This window comes from Pseudomonas sp. SDO5591_S426 (genome assembly GCF_054070755.1).
This window is the reverse complement of the sequence record NZ_JBSVXD010000026.1, coordinates 28,952-46,678: the sequence shown is the minus strand read 5'-3', so window position 1 is coordinate 46,678 and position 17,727 is coordinate 28,952. Positions and strand designations below refer to the sequence as shown.

The following is a 17,727-nucleotide window of genomic DNA, read 5'->3' as shown; positions in this document are numbered from 1 at the left end:
TCCGGGGGTGGGCGCGTAGCGCCGTGCGGCGAAGCCGCACACATCGAGAGGAGGTTGAAGCGAAGCCAACCGGAGGCGATGCCCCCGGATGAATGCCGGAGCGAAGGAACCCCGAGCCCTAGCGAGGGGCCGTACGTAAGGGGCGAGACTTTTTGGTTCCTTTTGTGGCGTTTGACAAAAGGGACTCGCCGTAAGGGCGAAACCATAAGCCGCCGTTACCGCAGCAACGGATATGTACACCATAAAAAAAGGCGACCCAAAAGGTCGCCTCTTAACGTCACTGCCCGAACTGCCGCCCCAATCCCCCAGGCACCCCATGAATATCCGTCTCTTCCCAAGGCCCTTTCGGACTGATCGACCGGCTCCAACCATTATCCCAACGGTAGTACGTACGCTGGCGATAAAAGGTATTCGGCTGATCATCCAGCACATAGACACCCAATTTAGGATCCCAGTGACTATTGCCCCCCGGCGGCGGCGCAAAACTCGCAGAAGTACGGGGCAACGGTTTGGCAGGCTTGGCCGGAGCGCTCGGCTTGCTCGGCACAGTAGACGGCGCAGGCTTGGTACTCGGCTGCGACGGCGGGATCGGTGGCGGCGTCGGCTGCTCCACCGGAGGCCGTTGGACCGCACAAGCGCTCAGCCCTAAAACAACGCTGAGCAGGGTGATACGAGCGATGGCGGTCATGATGGTGCTTCCTGTTTATTCCCGGGGTTATTTATCCGGGCTGTCGATAGTCAGTTTTTGCGGCGCGGTGGTGCTGCTGGCCAGAGGCTGGCTACGACCGATCCACTCGCCGGCGGTGGGTTTGCCAGCGCGGGAAATGCGCGCAACCAGTTGGACTTCAGGAAAGTTCGACAGTTTCAACTGCGGCATCATCGCGTCAGCATCGCCCAGTTCGACAGTTGCCGGCAGGTCAGCCACGGTCAAGCGTTTGGCGGCCAACGGCGCGGGAGGACCGTTGGTGGCGCGGGCGAAGATGAACACGCTGTCGCCCGGCTGGACCTTGGTTTTCAGATCGGCCGCCAGATCCACCCGGACCTTGAGCAGCGCAGCAACCTTGGCCACCGGAGCCTCAGCTACCTTGCCGCCGCTGGCGACCAGTTTTTCCTTGGCGCGGGTAATGCCGCCCTGCAGCGCGATTCGGGATTTGTCTTCCGGCGGTAGTTGTTCGAGCAGACGATTCCAGTAGTCGATGGCGTCCTGGTAACGCTCGGCTTCGAATGCAGCGATGCCCAACAAACCGAGGCTGGTGACTTCCTTCGGATCGGCTTTCAGCGCTTCGTCAGTCAGCGCTTGAATCTTGTCCGACCATTTCTTGCCATCCGCGAAGTACTGGGCCTGCGCCCACTGCCCCAACAGTTCAGGCTGCCGCCCGGCGATGTTGACGGTGCGCTCGAAGATCTTCGCCGCGTCGGCCGGACGATCCTGAGTCATGTAGGTGCGACCAAGGAAATAAAGCGCCTCGGCGGAATCCGGTTGCGCCGCGACCGCTCGTTCCAGACGCTGCGTCATCTCTTCCATCGACTGTGGCGCCTGGGAGAATTCCCGGGTCAGCTCGACTTTGTCGCTGGCACCGAAATGCAGATACAACCCCAGGCCCAGCACCGGCACCAGAATCGCCGCCAGCAGTGGCGCCGATTTACCCAGGCGCGTCACCCGTGGCGCAGCAACGCCTTCGGTATCGGCGAGCAATTCGCGAGCGGCCTCGGCGCGGCCAGCATCCATTTGCGCGGCATCGAGTACGCCCTCTTCCTGCTGAGTCTCAAGCTCAGCCACGCGCTCCTGATACAGCGCCACGTTCAGGGCAGTACGATCCTCTTCGAGCTGGGCGCGACGATTGCGCAGAACAGGGATCAGCAGAAAACTCAGGGCCACCAGAAGGAGCAGACCTGCAGCGAGCCAGAAATCAATCATTCTTGGTTTTTATCCAACAGTTGATCGAGGCGCTTGCGCTCCTCGGCAGAAAGCGTGTCCGGGGTATCAGCGCGTTGCACGCGACGACGGCGGACGATCACCGCGATGATCACAAAACCACCCAGCAGCAGGCCGGCGGGGCCGAACCAGAGCAGCGCAGTCTTGGCGTTGAGGGCCGGTTTGTAACGGACGAAATCCCCGTAGCGATCGACCATGAAGTCGATGATCTGCTGGTTGTCCTTGCCCTCGCCGAGCATGCGGAAAATCTCTTTGCGCAAGTCGGCGGCAATCGGCGCGTTAGAGTCGGCGATGTCCTGGTTCTGGCACTTGGGGCAGCGCAGTTCCTTGGTCAACTCGCGAAAACGTTCGCGGTCGCCCTCTTTGGCGAACTCGTAGGTGTCGATGGCGGCATGCGCCACACCGACCATGCTCAAACCCAAGACTACGGCAGCTAGCCAGCGCTTCATGGCTTGGCCTCATCAACCAGCGCCTGATACTTGGCCGCCAGTTTTTCACGCCAGACCTGCTCGTCGATCACCCCGACGAACTTGTCGCGGATGATGCCCTTGGCGTCGATGAAGAAGGTTTCCGGCGCGCCATACACTCCGAGGTTCAGGCCCAGGGTGCCGGCATCGTCGCGGATATCCAGCTGATACGGATTGTGGAATTCCGCCAGCCACTTCAAGGCGTCGGCGTTGACGTCCTTGTAGTTGATGCCGTAAATCACCACGCCCTTCTCGGCCAGTTTGTTCAGCACCGGGTGCTCGACCCGGCAGGAAATGCACCAGGTGCCCCAGACGTTGACCAGTGCCGGTTTACCGAGGATGTCGGCGCGGGTCAGGGTCTTGTCGCCCTGCACCGCCGGCAGCGAGAACTCCGGGAACGGCTTGCCGATCATCGCCGAAGGCAGCTCGGCCGGGTCCAGGTACAGACCGCGATAAAGGAACACGGCAACCACCAGAAAAATCGCCAGTGGCAACAACATCAACCAACGCTTCATGCAGTGGCTCCCGACATGCCGAGTGCTTCACGCACCTTGGATTTCACCTTGACTCGATATCGGCGATCCAGCGCCGCCAGCAATCCACCGAGCCCGGTGAGCAAACCGCCGAACCAGATCCAGCGTACGAACGGTTTAACGTGCACGCGCACCGCCCAGGCGCCATCGCCCAGCGGTTCGCCCAATGCGACGTAGAGGTCACGGGTGAAACCGGCGTCGATCCCGGCCTCGGTCATCACCGAGTTCTGCACGGTATAGAGGCGTTTTTCCGGGTGCAGCACGCTGACTTCCTTGCCGTCGCGAATCACCCGCACGGTGCCCTTGTCGGAGGTGAAGTTCGGGCCTTCGAAGTGTTTGGCGCCTTCGAAGACGAACTGGTAGCCACCCAGGTCCATGGATTCGCCCGGTGCCAGACGCAAGTCGCGCTCGGCACTGTTCTGGCTCGACAACACCACGCCGAGGGCGCAAACCGCGATGCCCAAGTGCGCAACCTGCATGCCCCAATAGCTGCGGGTCAGGGTCGGCAGGCCTTTGATCAAGCCTTTGTGGCGCGTCTTGTCGAAGATGTCACGCACACCAGCCAGCGACACCCAGGCTGCGAGCATGAAGGTCGCGATCACTGCCCAGTTGAAATCGCCGTAGGCGACGCCAGCCACTACGGCCAACGCGGCACTGCCGAGCAATACGGGCGTGAGCATGCTCATCAGCCATTTGACCGGGGTGTCTTTCCAGCGCACCAGCATGCCTATCGCCATCACCACCATCAGCAACCCCATCAACGGAATGAACAGCGCGTTGAAGTACGGCGGGCCGACCGACAGCTTGGCGCCGGTCATCGCATCGAGAATCAGCGGGTACAAGGTGCCCAGCAGGATCATCGAAGCCGCCACCACCAGCACCAGGTTGTTGCCCAGCAGCAGGGTTTCCCGGGACCAGAGGTTGAAGCCGACCTGGCTCTTGACCACTGGCGCGCGCAGGGCGAACAGCGTGAGCGAACCGCCAACCACGAACAGCAGGAAAATCAGGATGAACACGCCGCGCTCTGGGTCGGAGGCAAACGCGTGAACCGAAGTCAGCACGCCGGAACGCACGAGGAAGGTGCCGAGCAAGCTCAACGAGAAAGCGGCGATGGCCAGCAACACGGTCCAGCTCTTGAACACGCCACGTTTTTCCGTGACCGCCAACGAGTGAATCAGCGCGGTGCCCACCAGCCAAGGCATGAACGAGGCGTTTTCCACCGGGTCCCAGAACCACCAGCCGCCCCAGCCGAGTTCGTAATAGGCCCACCACGAGCCAAGGGTTATGCCGATGCCAAGGAAGGCCCAGGCAACGATGGTCCATGGACGCGACCAGCGCGCCCACGCCGCATCAAGACGACCGCCCATCAACGCCGCGATGGCGAAGGCAAACGCCACGGAGAAACCGACATAGCCCATGTACAGCATCGGCGGGTGAACGATCAGGCCAATGTCTTGCAGCAATGGGTTGAGGTCGGCACCATCGCTGGGCACTTGCGGCAGGATGCGTTTGAACGGGTTCGACGTCAGGATCAGGAACAGCAGGAAACCGGTGCTGATCATGCCCATCACTGCCAACACGCGGGCCAGCATGACTTGCGGCAACTGCCGCGAGAACACCGACACGGCGAAGGTCCAGCCGCCGAGGATCAACGCCCACAGCAGCAACGAACCTTCGTGCGCGCCCCACACGGCGCTGAATTTGTAGTACCACGGCAACGCGCTGTTGGAGTTATTGGCGACGTAGGCGACAGAGAAATCGTCGACCATGAAGGCGTAGGTCAGGCAACCGAAGGCGAACAGCAAAAACGCGAACTGCCCCCACGCGGCCGGCTGGGCCAGGCTCATCCAGAAGCGGTCACCGCGCCAGGCACCGACCAATGGCACCACGGCCTGAACCAGCGCGAAACACAGCGCCAGAATCATGGCCAAATGGCCCAACTCTGGAATGAAAATGCCGGAAGTCATTGATCAACCCTCCTTCGCGGGTGTTGGAGCGGACTGACCACTGTCTTTCAACGCTTTGGTCACTTCCGGCGGCATGTACTTTTCATCGTGCTTGGCCAGCACTTCATCGGCCACCACCACGCCATCGGCGTTGATCTTGCCCAGAGCGACGATGCCCTGCCCTTCGCGGAACAGGTCCGGGAGGATGCCGCGATAGGTGATGGTCACGGATTTGTTGAAGTCGGTGACGACGAACTTCACGTCCAGCGAGTCGCCGGAACGCTGCAATGAACCCGCCTCGACCATGCCGCCGGCGCGGATGCGCGTGTCTTGCGGGGCCTCGCCGTTGGCGATCTGGGTGGGCGTGTAAAACAGATTGATGTTCTGCTGCAGGGCGCTAAGGGCCAGGCCGACGGCAGCACCGACCCCGACCAGAATCGCCAGAATGATGATAAGACGCTTTTTACGCAGCGGATTCACTTGCCGTTCTCCCGGCGCAGACGACGCGCCTCTTGTTGCAGATACCGCTTGCGGGCCAGGATCGGCGCCGCCACGTTGAGGGCCAGCACTGCCAGGCAAATGCCATAGGCCGACCAGACATACAGGCCGTGATGGCCCATGGCGAGGAAATCGCCGAATGACGCAAAACTCATCGAACGACCTCCAGGCTGTTTTCGACTTCGGCTTTTACCCAACTGGCCCGCGCTTCACGCTTGAGCACTTCAAGACGCATGCGCAGCAGCAGGACCGCGCCGAAGAAACAGTAGAAACCCAGCGCCGTCAGCAGCAATGGCAGCCACATTTCGGCAGGCATTGCCGGTTTTTCGGTGAGGGTAAATGTCGCGCCCTGGTGCAGGGTGTTCCACCACTCCACCGAGTATTTGATGATCGGGATGTTGATCACGCCGACAATCGCCAGCACCGCGCAGGCCTTGGCCGCGCTGTCACGATTGCTGATCGCGTTGCCCAGCGCAATGAGACCGAAGTACAGGAACAGCAGGATGAGCATGGACGTAAGGCGTGCATCCCAGACCCACCACGAACCCCATGTCGGTTTACCCCAGATCGCCCCGGTGACCAGCGCCACGGCGGTCATCCAGGCACCGATGGGCGCCGCGCATTGCAGGGCGACGTCGGCCAGTTTCATTTTCCACACCAGCCCGACGATGCCGCACACCGCCAGCATCACGTAGATGGACTGCGCCAGCATCGCGGCCGGAACGTGGATATAGATGATGCGGAAGCTGTTGCCTTGTTGGTAGTCAGGCGGCGCGAAAGCCAGGCCCCAGACCACGCCAACGCCGATCAGCAGCAACGCCGCGACGCTCAGCCATGGCAGCATTTTGCCGCTGATGCCATAAAACCATTTGGGCGAGCCGAGCTTATGAAACCACGTCCAGTTCATTACTGTTTCCATCACGGTTGCTGTGCGTTGTCACGCTCCAGCCAGGGTCTTTACTGGTTAAAAAACAACCAGACCTCATTATTCGCCGACACTGATCTTCAGGCCAGCCGCTATTGCAAAAGGTGTCAGGGTTATCGCCAGGGCGGTCAGGCTGCCAAGCCACAGGAGATAACCGGTCGCCGGCATGCCCTGGAGGGCAGCCTGCAAGGCGCCACTGCCAAGGATCAACACCGGGATGTACAACGGCAGAATCAGCAACGCCAGCAACAGGCCACCGCGCTTCAAACCAACCGTCAGCGCTGCGCCCACCGCACCGAGCAAGCTCAGCACCGGTGTACCCAGCAACAACGAAAGCAGCAACACCGGCAGACAGGCGGCTGGTAAACCGAGCATCAACGCCAGCAACGGTGCGAGCAAAACCAGTGCCAGGCCGGAAAAGGCCCAGTGTGCCAGCACCTTGGCCAAAACCAGAAGAGCCAGGGGGTGCGGCGAAAGGACCCACTGTTCGAGCGATCCGTCTTCGAAATCACTGCGGAAAAGCCCGTCCAGCGAGAGCAAAACCGATAAAAGGGCTGCCACCCAGACCAGTCCCGGGGACAAGGTTTGCAACAATTGAGACTCGGGACCGACCGCCAACGGGAACAGCGAAACCACGATGGCAAAGAAAACCAGCGGATTGGCCAATTCCGCAGGACGGCGGAACAGCAGACGGGCCTCACGGGCGACCAACAGGCCGAAAACACTCATACGGCCCATTTCCCCAGATCGATGTCGCGATAACCGGCCGGCATCCGGCTCAGCGTGTGGTGAGTGGTCAACACCACCATGCCACCGCGCTCGCAGTGCGCAGCCAGGTGCTCTTCGAGTTGTGCCACGCCTTGCTTGTCGAGGGCGGTGAACGGCTCATCGAGAATCCACAGCGGCGGGCTGTCCAGATATAAGCGCGCCAGGGCAACGCGGCGCTGCTGGCCAGCGGACAACGTGTGACAAGGCACGTCTTCGAAACCGCGCAATCCGACAGCCGCCAAAGCCTGCCAGATCGCTTCATGAGAGGCCGGTTGGTGCAGGGCGCAGAGCCAGCTCAGGTTCTCTTCCGGGGTCAGCAAATCCTTGATCCCCGCAGCATGGCCGATCCACAGCAGGTTGCGCGCGAGCTCCGTACGTTGCTCGTTCAGCGGCTGGCCATTCAGCAACACCTCACCGGCCGTCGGATGCATCAGCCCCGAGAGCAGCCGCAACAGGCTGGTCTTGCCACTGCCGTTGGGGCCGCTGATCTGCACCATTTCGCCACTGGCCAGTCTCAAATCGAGATTTTCGAAAAGCAGCCGAAGGTCTCGCTCACAGGCAAGGGCAACGGTTTGCAGGACAGGACTGGTCAAGGGTTCACGGGCCTTATACGGTTCAAGTCGGCTCTGGCGCGGCCGTTAAAGAGATGCAGAATAAATCTATTGGCGGCCCAAACTAGCGAGCTGCGTCAAATAATTGCAATGTTATCGGCACTCTGTATACAACTGGGCGGCATTATACATGCCAGCTCCTACTCTCAAGAGTGCATTTTCCCAAGGTTGTGACCGCGTATGACAGGCGAAATGAACATCCTCCCGCTACCGCCGACCACCCCGGCGACAACCCGTCCGCTGACGGTCAGTGGCGAGTTGCTCAAGCTGTTGACGCCGATCGAAGGCCTGATCACCGCCGGTCAGACCGCCAAGGCCGAAGTGCTGTCGCTCAAGCAGGCGGATCAGACTTTTCAGCTACTGCTCAAGGTCACTCTCGAAAGCGGCCGCCAGACCACGGTCCAGGCCACCAGCAACCAGCCATTGGCCCAAGGCACCAGCGTAGCGGTCACCCAGCCGTCGGCGGGCAGTCTGGCCATCACCGTGCAACAGGCCATTGCTTCCAGCGTCGCCACCCTCACCCGCATCGACACCGCGCAACTGCCGGTCGGCACGCTGTTGCAGGGCAAAGTGCTGACGTCCCAGGTGTTGCCGCAAGTGCCGGGCCAGCCGACGGTGTTTCGTTCGATGGTCAGCCTGCTCAACACCGCACTCAGCGGCAGCACCCTGAGCATCGACAGCCCGCAGCCGTTGCGCATCGGCACCTTGCTCAGTGCGCAGGTACAGGACACGCAGACGCTGAAGTTCGTACCGCTAAGCAGCCGTCAGGAACAGTTGGCGGTGACCCAGCAACTGGTGAGCCAGACCAGCCGTCAGGGCTCGCTGGATGGCTTGCTCAAACTCCTGCAAAACCTGCCGCCCTCGAACCAGACCTCCAGCGATCTGCGCACGGCCGTGGACAAATTGCTCGCCGGCCTGCCGGACGTGCAGCAACTGAGCACACCCAAAGGCCTCGCACTCGCGCTGGCCGGCAGCGGCGCATTCCTCGAATCGAAACTATTGAGCGGGCAAAACCCGACACTCGCCCCCGATATGAAGGCCGATCTGCTCAAACTGATCGCGCAACTGACACCGGGACTGCCGGCCAGCACCAATCTCAGTGCGATCATCGCCGCCAACACCCTGGCCCAGGCCATGCCGAGTTTCGTGCGCAATGCGCTGGGCATGCTCGGACAGGTCAGCGCCAAACCGTCGCCGAGCAGTTTCCCGCTACCCGAGCGCCTGTTGCAAAGCGCCGAAGGCGAGGACGATCTCGAACAGCTGCTGCGCCTGGCCGCCGCCGCAGTTTCGCGCCTGCAAAGCCATCAACTGTCGAGCCTGGAGCAGACCGGCGTGACCAGTGACGGGCGTTTGATGAGCACCTGGCAACTGGAAGTGCCGATGCGCAACCTGCAGGACATCGTGCCGTTGCAGATCAAGTTCCAGCGCGAAGAAGCGCCGGACAAGGAACAACCTCAAGAACGTCGCGACGAGCGCGAGCCGAAACAACAACTGTGGCGAGTCGAATTGGCTTTCGACATGGAGCCGTTGGGGCCGATGCAGGTCCAGGCGCAGCTGATCAAGGGCTGCCTGTCCAGTCAGCTCTGGGCCGAGCGGCCATACACCGCCAGTCTGATCGAAAGCAATCTGGCGGCATTGCGCGCGCGCATGCTTGCCTCGGGCCTGAACGTCGGCGATCTCGATTGCCACCACGGCAAACCACCCCAAGGCCCACAAACCCGCCTCGAACAACGCTGGGTCGACGAAAACGCATGAAAAACTCGAATGCCCCACGCCAGGCCATCGCCCTCAAGTACGACGGCACCCACGCCCCTACCCTCACCGCCAAGGGCGACGAAGAACTGGCGGAAGAAATCCTTCGGATCGCCCGCGACTATGAAGTGCCGATCTATGAGAACGCGGAGCTGGTGAGATTGCTGGCGCGGATGGAATTGGGGGACAGCATTCCGGAAGAGCTGTACCGGACGATTGCCGAGATCATCGCGTTTGCTTGGAATCTGAAAGGGAAGTTTCCGGCGGGGCAGGATCCGGATGCGCCGAGGGTGGAGAAGGATGTGACTGAGCGCGGGGATGATTATTGAATCTGGGGTGAGTTCTGGGGGGAACTGAAAAGATCGCAGCCTCGTTTCACTCGACAGCTCCTACACTGCTCCTACATTGGGAAGGCGTACACCCTGTAGGAGCTGTCGAGTGAAACGAGGCTGCGATCTTTTGATCTGTCAGTTCTTGTGAAGCTTGCTCATCAACTCCGCCTCAGCCTGGGTCAAGCCGCAGGACTGGGTCAGTTCGTCGACGCTTGCGCCCATGCCGACCAGTCGCGCCGCCTGGGCGAACGACAGGCTGGTGGGGTCGCGTTGTTCCAGCTGAACGAGTTTTTCCGGCAACGGCGCGACGATCGAGCGCAGCTCGTGCAGGTCTTCACCCATGCGCACATTGCCGTTCTGGTAGTCGTCCACGCGTTTGGCCAAGTCCTTGATGCGCTGATCGCGCAGCGCATCACCCTGGGCCTGTTGCGCGGCAATCAGTTTTTGACCGCGAATGTACGCCAGAAACATTGCCAGCGTGCCTGCCCAGAACAGGAACAGGACAATGACCGCAACCTCGAGAATCAATCAGATACTCTCCAGTTCCGACCATTCTTCTTCGCTCATCATCTTGTCCAGTTCGACCAGGATCAGCAGTTCGTTGTTCTTGTTGCACACGCCTTGGATGAACTTGGCGGATTCCTCGTTACCGACGTTCGGTGCGGTTTCGATTTCCGACTGACGCAGGTAAACCACTTCGGCCACGCTGTCGACCATGATCCCGACAACCTGCTTGTCGGCTTCGATGATGACGATACGGGTGTTGTCGCTGATCTCGGCATTCATCAGGCCGAAGCGCTGACGGGTGTCGATCACGGTGACCACATTGCCGCGCAGGTTGATGATGCCCAGCACGTAGCTCGGAGCACCCGGTACCGGGGCGATTTCGGTGTAGCGCAGGACTTCCTGGACGCGCATCACGTTGATGCCGTAGGTCTCGTTGTCCAGCTTGAAGGTGACCCATTGCAGGATCGGATCTTCGGAACCTTTTGCCGCCGTTGCCTTGTCATTCATACCCTGACCCCTCAAGAAACCGCCCTAGCGGTGTTGTTCTGTTATGTAGTTTTGTGGGTCGGCTTCGTGCCGCCCATGTGCTTTGCCCCGCCGCTGGCGATCAACTCGGCCAGCGCGGAAACGTCGAGCAACGCACACATGTGTTCAATCACCGTGCCCGCCAGCCATGGCCGCTGGCCACGGTGACTGCGCCACTTGATTTCGTTCGGGTCCAGGCGCAACGAGCGGCTGACCTGATGCACCGCCAGGCCCCACTCGTAACCCTGCACCGAGATGACGTATTGCAGGCCCTGCTTGAAATCGTCGCGATAACGGTCGGGCATGACCCACCGTGCGGTATCCAGCACTTTCAGGTTGCCCGCCTGACTCGGCAGGATGCCGAGGAACCATTCCGGCTGACCGAACAACGGCGTCAGCTCATGACCGGCCAGGGAATAAATCGAACCCAGGCACACCAGCGGTACCGCCAGGGTCAACCCGGCGACATCGAACAACAGGCATTCGAACGGTTCGGCGGCCCAGGATGGACGACCGTCGGTGTCCACCGGTGGCGGCGTGTTGGCGGGTGGCAGATGAACTTCGACCACCGGCGCCACCAGCGTTGGCTGCACCTCGACAACCACCGGCTCCGGCGCTCGCGGTACTTCGGCGACAGGCGCCACCAGTGTTTGCAGCAACGGCGCGATGGTCGATACCGGTGACAGGATCGGCGCCGGTGCTTCGATCACCGCAACTACCGGACGTGCTGGCACTTCCAGCGGCGCGGCCGCTTTGGCGACCGGTTCGGCAGTGACCTTGGCCTGTCGGGCATCACGGGCCTGCTCTTCAAGCACCGCTGCCTGGAACTCATCGAGTGTCGCTTCAGCCTCGACCACCTCGGGCAGCGCTTCGACCGGCGGCAACAGTTCCTCGGTCACTTCTTGCAGAAGGTTGTCGAGGTACGATTGCAGCGCCAGTTGCGGGCGTGACGTCAGCTTCAATGGCCGGCTCGGACTCATCTCACGCCACCTGCGGAACAAGTTGCGCCGCCAGCAGATGCTTGAGCAGCGCGCGATAGGCGAGGACGCCACGGCTCTTGCCGTCGAATTGCGAAGGCGTCAGCCCGGCACGGCTTGCATCGCGCAGGCGTGTGTCCACGGGGATGTAGCCTTGCCAGATGTCTTCCGGAAATTTGTCGCGCAGGACACGCAGCGTACCGAGGGACGCTTGTGTGCGGCGGTCAAACAGGGTCGGCACGATGGTGAACGGCAACGCCTGTTTGCGTGAACGGTTGATCATCGCCAGCGTATTGACCATGCGCTCCAGGCCTTTGACCGCCAGGTGTTCGGTCTGCACCGGGATCACCAGTTGCTGGCTCGCCGCCAAGGCATTGACCATCAGCACGCCGAGCAACGGCGGGCTGTCGATCACCGCGTAATCGAAGTCCTGCCACAACTGTGCCAGGCTCTTGGCGATCACCAGGCCCAGGCCACTCTGGCCTGGAGATTGACGTTCGAGGGTCGCCAGCGCGGTGCTCGACGGCAACAGGGAAATGCGTTCATCACTGGTCGACAGCAGCAACTGACCCGGCAAGCCCTGCGGCACGCTGCCCTTGTGCAGAAACAGGTCGTAGTTGCTGTGTTCCAGGCTGTCGGGGTCGTAACCGAAATAGCTGGTCATCGAGCCGTGGGGGTCCAGATCGACCACGACCACGCGCTTGCCCGCCTCGGCCAGCAAACCGGCTAAAGCGATGGAGGAAGTGGTTTTACCGACACCACCCTTTTGATTGGCGACTGCCCAGACTCTCATTCGGATTGTTCCTCCCGGCCAAATCGATCGACCGAGAAATAGCTCAACGTGTTAATGCGGGTGACGGAGAATTGACGGCGCTCTCTCGTACCGGCGACTTGACCGGGGTCGGTGCAGTTTGTGTGCCAGCACGCTTCAACGCGGCATCCGGTTGCGCATGGGCGGTTCCGGTGCCGGTCAGGCTGCGGCGTACATCGAGATTGCGTGACACCACCAGCACCACACGACGGTTGCGCGCCCGGCCCTCAGCGGTAGCGTTATTGGCCACGGGCTGGAATTCACCGTAACCCACCGACGCCAGGCGACCCGGGTTCACCCCTTGCATCGCCAGCATGCGCACGATGCTCGCCGAACGGGCCGACGACAGCTCCCAGTTGGTCGGGTACTGCGAGGTACGAATTGGTTGATCGTCAGTAAAACCTTCGACGTGGATCGGGTTGTCGAACGGCTTCAGGATCACCGCGACCTTGTCGATGATGTTGAACGCGATGTCGCTGGGCATCGCGTCGCCGCTGCCGAACAACAGGCTGGAGTTGAGTTCGATCTCGACCCACAACTCGTTGCCGCGCACGGTCATCTGGTTGGATTGGATCAGATCGCCGAACGCCGCACTGATGTCGTCGGCGATGCTTTTCAGCGGATCGCTCGCGCCGGCAACCCCGGCATCGACTTGCTCGCTGTCCTTGACCAGCGGCTTGGCCGGGGTCACGGTCTTCGGTCGCTCTTCGCCGATCGGAATCGGCTTGAGGGCGCTGTCGGTATCGGTGAAGACCCCGATCAGCGCTTCGGAAATGATCTTGTACTTGCCTTCGTTGATCGAAGAAATCGAGTACATGACCACGAAGAACGCGAACAGCAAGGTGATGAAGTCCGCGTAGGACACCAGCCAGCGTTCGTGATTGACGTGTTCATCATGCTGGCGACGACGTGCCATGAGGTTATTCCCTTAATCCATGAAGCCTTGCAGCTTCAACTCGATGGAGCGTGGGTTTTCACCTTCGGCGATCGACAGGATGCCTTCCAGCAACATTTCGCGATAACGGGACTGACGCAATGCAACGGATTTGAGCTTGGCGGCAATCGGCAGCAGCACCAGGTTGGCACTGGCCACACCGTAGATGGTGGCGACGAAGGCCACGGCGATGCCGTTACCCAGTTGCGACGGATCACCGAGGTTGCCCATGACGTGAATCAGGCCCATCACCGCACCGATGATGCCGATGGTCGGCGCATAGCCGCCCATGCTTTCGAAGACTTTGGCGGCTTCGATGTCGCGGCTTTCCTGGGTGTAGAAATCCACTTCCAGGATGCTGCGGATCGCTTCCGGTTCGGCACCGTCCACCAGCAGTTGCAGGCCTTTACGCGAGTAGCTGTCGGGTTCGGCGTCGGCAATGCCTTCCAGGCCGAGCAAGCCTTCCTTGCGCGCGGTCAGGCTCCAGTTGACGACGCGATCGATGCCGCCGGCCAAGTCGACGCGTGGCGGAAACAGGATCCACGCCAGGATCTGCATGGCGCGCTTGAAAGCGCTCATCGGCGACTGCAGCAGCGCTGCGCCGATGGTGCCGCCGAGTACGATCAAGGCTGCCGGGCCGTTGGCCAGCGCACCGAGGTGCCCGCCTTCGAGGTAGTTGCCGCCGATGATGGCGACGAACGCCATGATGATGCCGATAAGGCTTAGAACATCCATCAGATACATGCCTCGACGATGTGCCGGCCAATGTCGTCCAGGCTGTACACCGCGTCGGCGAGCTCGGCTTTGACGATCGCCATTGGCATGCCGTAGATCACGCAGCTGGCTTCATCCTGAGCCCAGATCGAACTGCCGCCCTGCTTGAGCAAACGCGCGCCTTCGCGACCGTCGGCGCCCATGCCGGTCAAGACGACCGCCAGAACTTTGTCACCGTAGGACTTGGCCGCCGAACCGAAGGTGATGTCCACGCACGGTTTGTAATTGAGACGTTCGTCACCCGGCAGGATTTTCACCGCGCCACGGCCGTCGATCATCATTTGCTTGCCACCCGGCGCGAGCAACGCCAGGCCCGGACGCAGGATGTCGCCATCCTCGGCTTCCTTGACGCTGATGCGGCAGAGCTTGTCCAGGCGTTCGGCGAACGCTTTGGTAAACGCGGCCGGCATGTGCTGGATCAGCACGAGCGGTGCCGGGAAGTTGGCCGGCAATTGGGTCAGTACCCGTTGCAGGGCAACCGGACCGCCAGTGGATGTACCGATGGCGACCAGTTTGTAGGCTTTGCGTTTCGGCGCGGGCGACGACGGCGTAGCCGCGTGGGCACGTGCCGGAATCGGTGCGGGTGCCGGACGTGCGGGCGCGCTGCTGCCGTAACTGCCGATGCTCGAAGGCATTGGCGTCGGAGCGGGTGCGGCCACAGGAGCCGGAGCACTGTAAGAACTGACACGACGGTTGCTGCGCGCGATGCTGAGAATCTTCTCGCACAGCAGTTGCTTGACCTTCTCGGGGTTGCGCGAGATGTCTTCGAAATTCTTCGGCAGGAAGTCCACCGCGCCGGCGTCCAGCGCATCCAGGGTCACCCGGGCGCCTTCGTGGGTCAGCGAGGAAAACATCAAGACCGGGGTCGGGCAGCGCTGCATGATGTGCCGCACTGCCGTGATGCCGTCCATCATCGGCATCTCGTAGTCCATGGTGATCACGTCTGGCTTGAGGGCCAGGGCCTGATCGATCGCCTCTTTTCCGTTGGTCGCCGTACCGACGACCTGGATATTCGAATCCGCTGAAAGAATTTCCGAGACGCGGCGGCGGAAAAACCCCGAATCATCCACCACCAGGACTTTGACTGCCATAAACACTCCGTTAGACGGAGCGAGGCTCAGTCGCCCCGCTCCACCAGAATCAAATACGCCGTGCGGCGTAACGCTTGAGCATGCTCGGAACATCGAGAATCAGCGCGATGCGACCGTCACCGGTGATGGTGGCGCCCGACATGCCCGGGGTTCCCTGGAGCATTTTGCCCAATGGCTTGATGACCACTTCTTCCTGGCCCACCAGTTGATCGACGACGAAGCCGATCCGCTGGGTGCCCACCGAAAGGATCACCACATGGCCTTCGCGCTGCTCTTCGTGAGCGGCGGAGCTGACCAGCCAGCGCTTGAGGTAGAACAACGGCAGCGCCTTGTCCCGCACGATCACCACTTCCTGGCCATCCACCACGTTGGTGGTCGACAGGTCGAGGTGGAAGATCTCGTTGACGTTCACCAGCGGGAACGCAAACGCCTGGTTGCCGAGCATGACCATCAGCGTCGGCATGATCGCCAGGGTCAACGGCACCTTGATGACGATCTTCGATCCCTGACCCTTGGCCGAGAAAATGTTGATCGAACCGTTGAGCTGGGAAATCTTGGTTTTCACCACGTCCATGCCCACGCCACGACCCGACACGTCGGAGATCTCGGTCTTGGTCGAGAAGCCCGGGGCGAAGATCAGGTTGTAGCACTCGGTATCGCTCAGGCGATCGGCCGCGTCCTTGTCCATCACACCGCGTTTCACCGCGATGGAACGCAGGACATTCGGGTCCATGCCTTTGCCGTCATCGGAGATCGACAGCAGGATATGGTCGCCTTCCTGCTCTGCCGCGAGGATCACTTTGCCGCCGCGGGCCTTGCCCGAAGCTTCGCGTTCTTCCGGCGACTCGATACCGTGGTCGACCGCGTTGCGCACCAAGTGGACCAGCGGGTCGGCCAGGGCCTCGACGAGGTTCTTGTCGAGGTCGGTTTCTTCGCCGACCAGTTCCAGGTTGATCTCTTTCTTGAGCTGGCGAGCAAGGTCGCGAACCAGACGCGGGAAGCGCCCGAAGACTTTCTTGATCGGTTGCATCCGGGTCTTCATGACCGCGGTTTGCAGGTCGGCCGTGACCACGTCGAGGTTCGACACAGCCTTGGACATGGCTTCATCGGCGCTGTTGGCACCGAGGCGGACCAGGCGGTTACGCACCAGCACCAACTCGCCGACCATGTTCATGATTTCGTCGAGACGCGCGGTATCGACCCGCACGGTGGTCTCGGCTTCGCTGGCCGGTTTTTCCGCCGGTGGCGCGGCCGGGGCACGGGCCGGAGCCGGTGCAGCAGCGGCGGCAGGCGTCGGTGTTTCGGCTTTCGGCTCGGGTGCCTTGGCTACCGGTTTCGGCGCCGCAGCCTTGGCGACAGGTGCTGCAACCGAGGCGCTGGCGCCGGTTGCCGTTCCAGCCGTCGCGCCCACTTCAGTGAACTTGCCTTTGCCGTGCAATTCGTCGAGCAGCGATTCGAATTCGTGATCGCTGATCAGGTCGCTACCGGCTGCAGCAGCGGCTGGCGCGGCTGGCGTCGGCACCGAAGCGATGGCCGATTCCAGCGCATCGACGGCAAAGTTACCTTTGCCGTGCAACTGGTCGAGCAGTGCTTCGAATTCGTCGTCAGTAATGTCGGAGCTGTCGCCCGCGGCCTTCGGCGCTTGCGGCGCCGCAGGGGCAGCAGGTGCCACTGCATCGACGGCGAACTGGCCTTTGCCGTGTAGCTGGTCGAGCAACGACTCGAACTCGGCATCGGTGATTTCGTCGCTGGCAGCGGCATCGCTGGCAGGCGCTGGAGCAGCCGCCGGTGCCTCGGCCTGAGCCTTGACGGCGTTCAGCGAGTCCAGCAGTTGTTCGAATTCATTGTCGGTGATGTCACCCGATTCGCTTTCGGCGACAGGTTCTTCAACCACTTCGGCGACAGGCGCAGGCGCCGCCTCGTCCGCTGTTTGCGGCTCGGCCAGTCGGGCCAATGCGGCGAGCAATTCAGGCGTGGCAGCCGTGATCGGGCTGCGCTCGCGGACTTCGCTGAACATGCTGTTCACCGCGTCCAGTGCTTCGAGAACCACGTCCATCAATTCCGAGTCGACGCGACGTTCACCCTTGCGCAGGATGTCGAACACGTTCTCGGCGATGTGACAGCACTCCACCAGCTCGTTGAGCTGGAGGAAGCCGGCGCCCCCTTTTACAGTGTGAAAACCGCGAAAAATTGCATTGAGCAAATCCGCATCATCCGGACGGCTTTCCAGCTCGACCAGTTGCTCGGACAGTTGCTCTAGAATCTCGCCGGCCTCAACCAGGAAATCCTGAAGGATCTCTTCATCGGCGCCGAAGCTCATTAATGGTGTGCTCCTAACAG

Annotated in this window: 20 protein-coding genes; 2 read left to right on the top strand and 18 right to left on the bottom strand. The window is 61.4% G+C overall.

Annotation, left to right across the window (positions count from 1 at the left end; translation table 11 throughout):
• Positions 1 to 277: 277 nt before the first annotated feature.
• The 10 genes from ACW9JC_RS08435 to ccmA all read right to left on the bottom strand — a co-directional run bounded on the left by ACW9JC_RS08435 (position 278) and on the right by ccmA (position 7,666).
• Entirely contained in the window at positions 278 to 688 is a 411-nt protein-coding gene (locus ACW9JC_RS08435) for a hypothetical protein (RefSeq protein ID WP_338582358.1), read from the bottom strand.
• A 27-nt stretch (positions 689 to 715) separates the two neighbouring features.
• Positions 716 to 1,918: a c-type cytochrome biogenesis protein CcmI gene (ccmI, locus tag ACW9JC_RS08430; protein ID WP_457454623.1), complete on the bottom strand. Its 1,203-nt coding sequence runs from the start codon at positions 1,916 to 1,918 to the stop codon at positions 716 to 718.
• Positions 1,915 to 2,385 carry a cytochrome c-type biogenesis protein gene (locus tag ACW9JC_RS08425; protein ID WP_075948510.1) on the bottom strand — a complete coding sequence of 157 codons (471 nt, stop codon included), beginning with the start codon at positions 2,383 to 2,385 and terminating at the stop codon, positions 1,915 to 1,917. Before ACW9JC_RS08425 ends, ccmI begins: the two co-directional genes overlap by 4 nt.
• Positions 2,382 to 2,918, bottom strand: coding sequence for a DsbE family thiol:disulfide interchange protein (locus tag ACW9JC_RS08420; RefSeq protein WP_338582361.1), 537 nt, complete (start codon positions 2,916 to 2,918; stop codon positions 2,382 to 2,384). Before ACW9JC_RS08420 ends, ACW9JC_RS08425 begins: the two co-directional genes overlap by 4 nt.
• On the bottom strand, positions 2,915 to 4,903 hold the full coding sequence (locus ACW9JC_RS08415; RefSeq protein WP_457454620.1) for a heme lyase CcmF/NrfE family subunit: 1,989 nt from the start codon (positions 4,901 to 4,903) through the stop codon (positions 2,915 to 2,917). The genes ACW9JC_RS08420 and ACW9JC_RS08415 overlap by 4 nt, the downstream gene beginning before the upstream one ends.
• A 3-nt stretch (positions 4,904 to 4,906) precedes the next feature.
• Positions 4,907 to 5,362, bottom strand: a complete 456-nt coding sequence (gene ccmE, locus ACW9JC_RS08410) for a cytochrome c maturation protein CcmE (RefSeq protein ID WP_060541439.1) — start codon at positions 5,360 to 5,362, stop codon at positions 4,907 to 4,909.
• Positions 5,359 to 5,535 carry a heme exporter protein CcmD gene (ccmD, locus tag ACW9JC_RS08405; protein WP_008055370.1) on the bottom strand — a complete coding sequence of 59 codons (177 nt, stop codon included), beginning with the start codon at positions 5,533 to 5,535 and terminating at the stop codon, positions 5,359 to 5,361. Before ccmD ends, ccmE begins: the two co-directional genes overlap by 4 nt.
• Positions 5,532 to 6,287, bottom strand: coding sequence for a heme ABC transporter permease (locus ACW9JC_RS08400; RefSeq protein ID WP_416130554.1), 756 nt, complete (start codon positions 6,285 to 6,287; stop codon positions 5,532 to 5,534). Before ACW9JC_RS08400 ends, ccmD begins: the two co-directional genes overlap by 4 nt.
• A 78-nt stretch (positions 6,288 to 6,365) precedes the next feature.
• Positions 6,366 to 7,034: a heme exporter protein CcmB gene (ccmB, locus tag ACW9JC_RS08395; protein ID WP_007980754.1), complete on the bottom strand. Its 669-nt coding sequence runs from the start codon at positions 7,032 to 7,034 to the stop codon at positions 6,366 to 6,368.
• Positions 7,031 to 7,666, bottom strand: a complete 636-nt coding sequence (gene ccmA, locus ACW9JC_RS08390) for a cytochrome c biogenesis heme-transporting ATPase CcmA (protein WP_338582363.1) — start codon at positions 7,664 to 7,666, stop codon at positions 7,031 to 7,033. The genes ccmB and ccmA overlap by 4 nt, the downstream gene beginning before the upstream one ends.
• Before the next feature lie 198 nt (positions 7,667 to 7,864).
• Here ccmA and fliK point away from each other — a divergent pair, with 198 nt between their 5' ends.
• Both fliK and ACW9JC_RS08380 read left to right on the top strand, forming a co-directional pair.
• On the top strand, positions 7,865 to 9,439 hold the full coding sequence (gene fliK, locus ACW9JC_RS08385; RefSeq protein WP_457454617.1) for a flagellar hook-length control protein FliK: 1,575 nt from the start codon (positions 7,865 to 7,867) through the stop codon (positions 9,437 to 9,439).
• Positions 9,436 to 9,765: an EscU/YscU/HrcU family type III secretion system export apparatus switch protein gene (locus ACW9JC_RS08380; RefSeq protein WP_457454615.1), complete on the top strand. Its 330-nt coding sequence runs from the start codon at positions 9,436 to 9,438 to the stop codon at positions 9,763 to 9,765. The genes fliK and ACW9JC_RS08380 overlap by 4 nt, the downstream gene beginning before the upstream one ends.
• Before the next feature lie 138 nt (positions 9,766 to 9,903).
• Here ACW9JC_RS08380 and ACW9JC_RS08375 read toward each other — a convergent pair whose 3' ends face one another.
• Genes ACW9JC_RS08375 through ACW9JC_RS08340 form a run of 8 tightly spaced genes read right to left on the bottom strand, consistent with a single transcriptional unit; the run spans position 9,904 to position 17,707 of the window.
• Positions 9,904 to 10,296: a DUF2802 domain-containing protein gene (locus ACW9JC_RS08375; RefSeq protein WP_416130557.1), complete on the bottom strand. Its 393-nt coding sequence runs from the start codon at positions 10,294 to 10,296 to the stop codon at positions 9,904 to 9,906.
• Positions 10,297 to 10,782 carry a chemotaxis protein CheW gene (locus ACW9JC_RS08370; RefSeq protein WP_007980742.1) on the bottom strand — a complete coding sequence of 162 codons (486 nt, stop codon included), beginning with the start codon at positions 10,780 to 10,782 and terminating at the stop codon, positions 10,297 to 10,299.
• A gap of 41 nt (positions 10,783 to 10,823) precedes the next feature.
• Positions 10,824 to 11,780: a chemotaxis protein CheW gene (locus ACW9JC_RS08365; protein ID WP_457454613.1), complete on the bottom strand. Its 957-nt coding sequence runs from the start codon at positions 11,778 to 11,780 to the stop codon at positions 10,824 to 10,826.
• Between the two features lies 1 nt (position 11,781).
• The gene (locus ACW9JC_RS08360) at positions 11,782 to 12,570 is read right to left on the bottom strand and encodes a ParA family protein (RefSeq protein ID WP_338582367.1); all 789 of its coding nucleotides are present in this window, start codon (positions 12,568 to 12,570) and stop codon (positions 11,782 to 11,784) included.
• A gap of 43 nt (positions 12,571 to 12,613) precedes the next feature.
• Positions 12,614 to 13,504, bottom strand: a complete 891-nt coding sequence (motD, locus tag ACW9JC_RS08355) for a flagellar motor protein MotD (protein ID WP_338582368.1) — start codon at positions 13,502 to 13,504, stop codon at positions 12,614 to 12,616.
• A 12-nt stretch (positions 13,505 to 13,516) separates the two neighbouring features.
• Positions 13,517 to 14,257 (bottom strand): flagellar motor protein, encoded by a 741-nt coding sequence (locus tag ACW9JC_RS08350; protein ID WP_338582369.1) that lies wholly within the window; start codon positions 14,255 to 14,257, stop codon positions 13,517 to 13,519.
• Positions 14,257 to 15,387 carry a protein-glutamate methylesterase/protein-glutamine glutaminase gene (locus ACW9JC_RS08345; protein ID WP_457454610.1) on the bottom strand — a complete coding sequence of 377 codons (1,131 nt, stop codon included), beginning with the start codon at positions 15,385 to 15,387 and terminating at the stop codon, positions 14,257 to 14,259. Before ACW9JC_RS08345 ends, ACW9JC_RS08350 begins: the two co-directional genes overlap by 1 nt.
• Before the next feature lie 49 nt (positions 15,388 to 15,436).
• A complete protein-coding gene (locus tag ACW9JC_RS08340) occupies positions 15,437 to 17,707 on the bottom strand; it encodes a chemotaxis protein CheA (RefSeq protein ID WP_457454608.1) in 2,271 nt (756 codons plus the stop codon).
• Positions 17,708 to 17,727 lie beyond the last annotated feature (20 nt).

What these genes read in the sequence shown, in the direction of transcription:
- ACW9JC_RS08435 (WP_338582358.1), bottom strand. Translation starts at nt 688, where the DNA reads ATGACCGCCATCGCTCGTATCACCCTGCTCAGCGTTGTTTTAGGGCTG.
- ccmI (WP_457454623.1), bottom strand. Translation starts at nt 1,918, where the DNA reads ATGATTGATTTCTGGCTCGCTGCAGGTCTGCTCCTTCTGGTGGCCCTG.
- ACW9JC_RS08425 (WP_075948510.1), bottom strand. Translation starts at nt 2,385, where the DNA reads ATGAAGCGCTGGCTAGCTGCCGTAGTCTTGGGTTTGAGCATGGTCGGT.
- ACW9JC_RS08420 (WP_338582361.1), bottom strand. Translation starts at nt 2,918, where the DNA reads ATGAAGCGTTGGTTGATGTTGTTGCCACTGGCGATTTTTCTGGTGGTT.
- ACW9JC_RS08415 (WP_457454620.1), bottom strand. Translation starts at nt 4,903, where the DNA reads ATGACTTCCGGCATTTTCATTCCAGAGTTGGGCCATTTGGCCATGATT.
- ccmD (WP_008055370.1), bottom strand. Translation starts at nt 5,535, where the DNA reads ATGAGTTTTGCGTCATTCGGCGATTTCCTCGCCATGGGCCATCACGGC.
- ACW9JC_RS08400 (WP_416130554.1), bottom strand. Translation starts at nt 6,287, where the DNA reads ATGAACTGGACGTGGTTTCATAAGCTCGGCTCGCCCAAATGGTTTTAT.
- ccmB (WP_007980754.1), bottom strand. Translation starts at nt 7,034, where the DNA reads ATGAGTGTTTTCGGCCTGTTGGTCGCCCGTGAGGCCCGTCTGCTGTTC.
- fliK (WP_457454617.1), top strand. Translation starts at nt 7,865, where the DNA reads ATGACAGGCGAAATGAACATCCTCCCGCTACCGCCGACCACCCCGGCG.
- ACW9JC_RS08380 (WP_457454615.1), top strand. Translation starts at nt 9,436, where the DNA reads ATGAAAAACTCGAATGCCCCACGCCAGGCCATCGCCCTCAAGTACGAC.
- ACW9JC_RS08370 (WP_007980742.1), bottom strand. Translation starts at nt 10,782, where the DNA reads ATGAATGACAAGGCAACGGCGGCAAAAGGTTCCGAAGATCCGATCCTG.
- ACW9JC_RS08365 (WP_457454613.1), bottom strand. Translation starts at nt 11,780, where the DNA reads ATGAGTCCGAGCCGGCCATTGAAGCTGACGTCACGCCCGCAACTGGCG.
- ACW9JC_RS08360 (WP_338582367.1), bottom strand. Translation starts at nt 12,570, where the DNA reads ATGAGAGTCTGGGCAGTCGCCAATCAAAAGGGTGGTGTCGGTAAAACC.
- motD (WP_338582368.1), bottom strand. Translation starts at nt 13,504, where the DNA reads ATGGCACGTCGTCGCCAGCATGATGAACACGTCAATCACGAACGCTGG.
- ACW9JC_RS08350 (WP_338582369.1), bottom strand. Translation starts at nt 14,257, where the DNA reads ATGGATGTTCTAAGCCTTATCGGCATCATCATGGCGTTCGTCGCCATC.
- ACW9JC_RS08345 (WP_457454610.1), bottom strand. Translation starts at nt 15,387, where the DNA reads ATGGCAGTCAAAGTCCTGGTGGTGGATGATTCGGGGTTTTTCCGCCGC.
- ACW9JC_RS08340 (WP_457454608.1), bottom strand. Translation starts at nt 17,707, where the DNA reads ATGAGCTTCGGCGCCGATGAAGAGATCCTTCAGGATTTCCTGGTTGAG.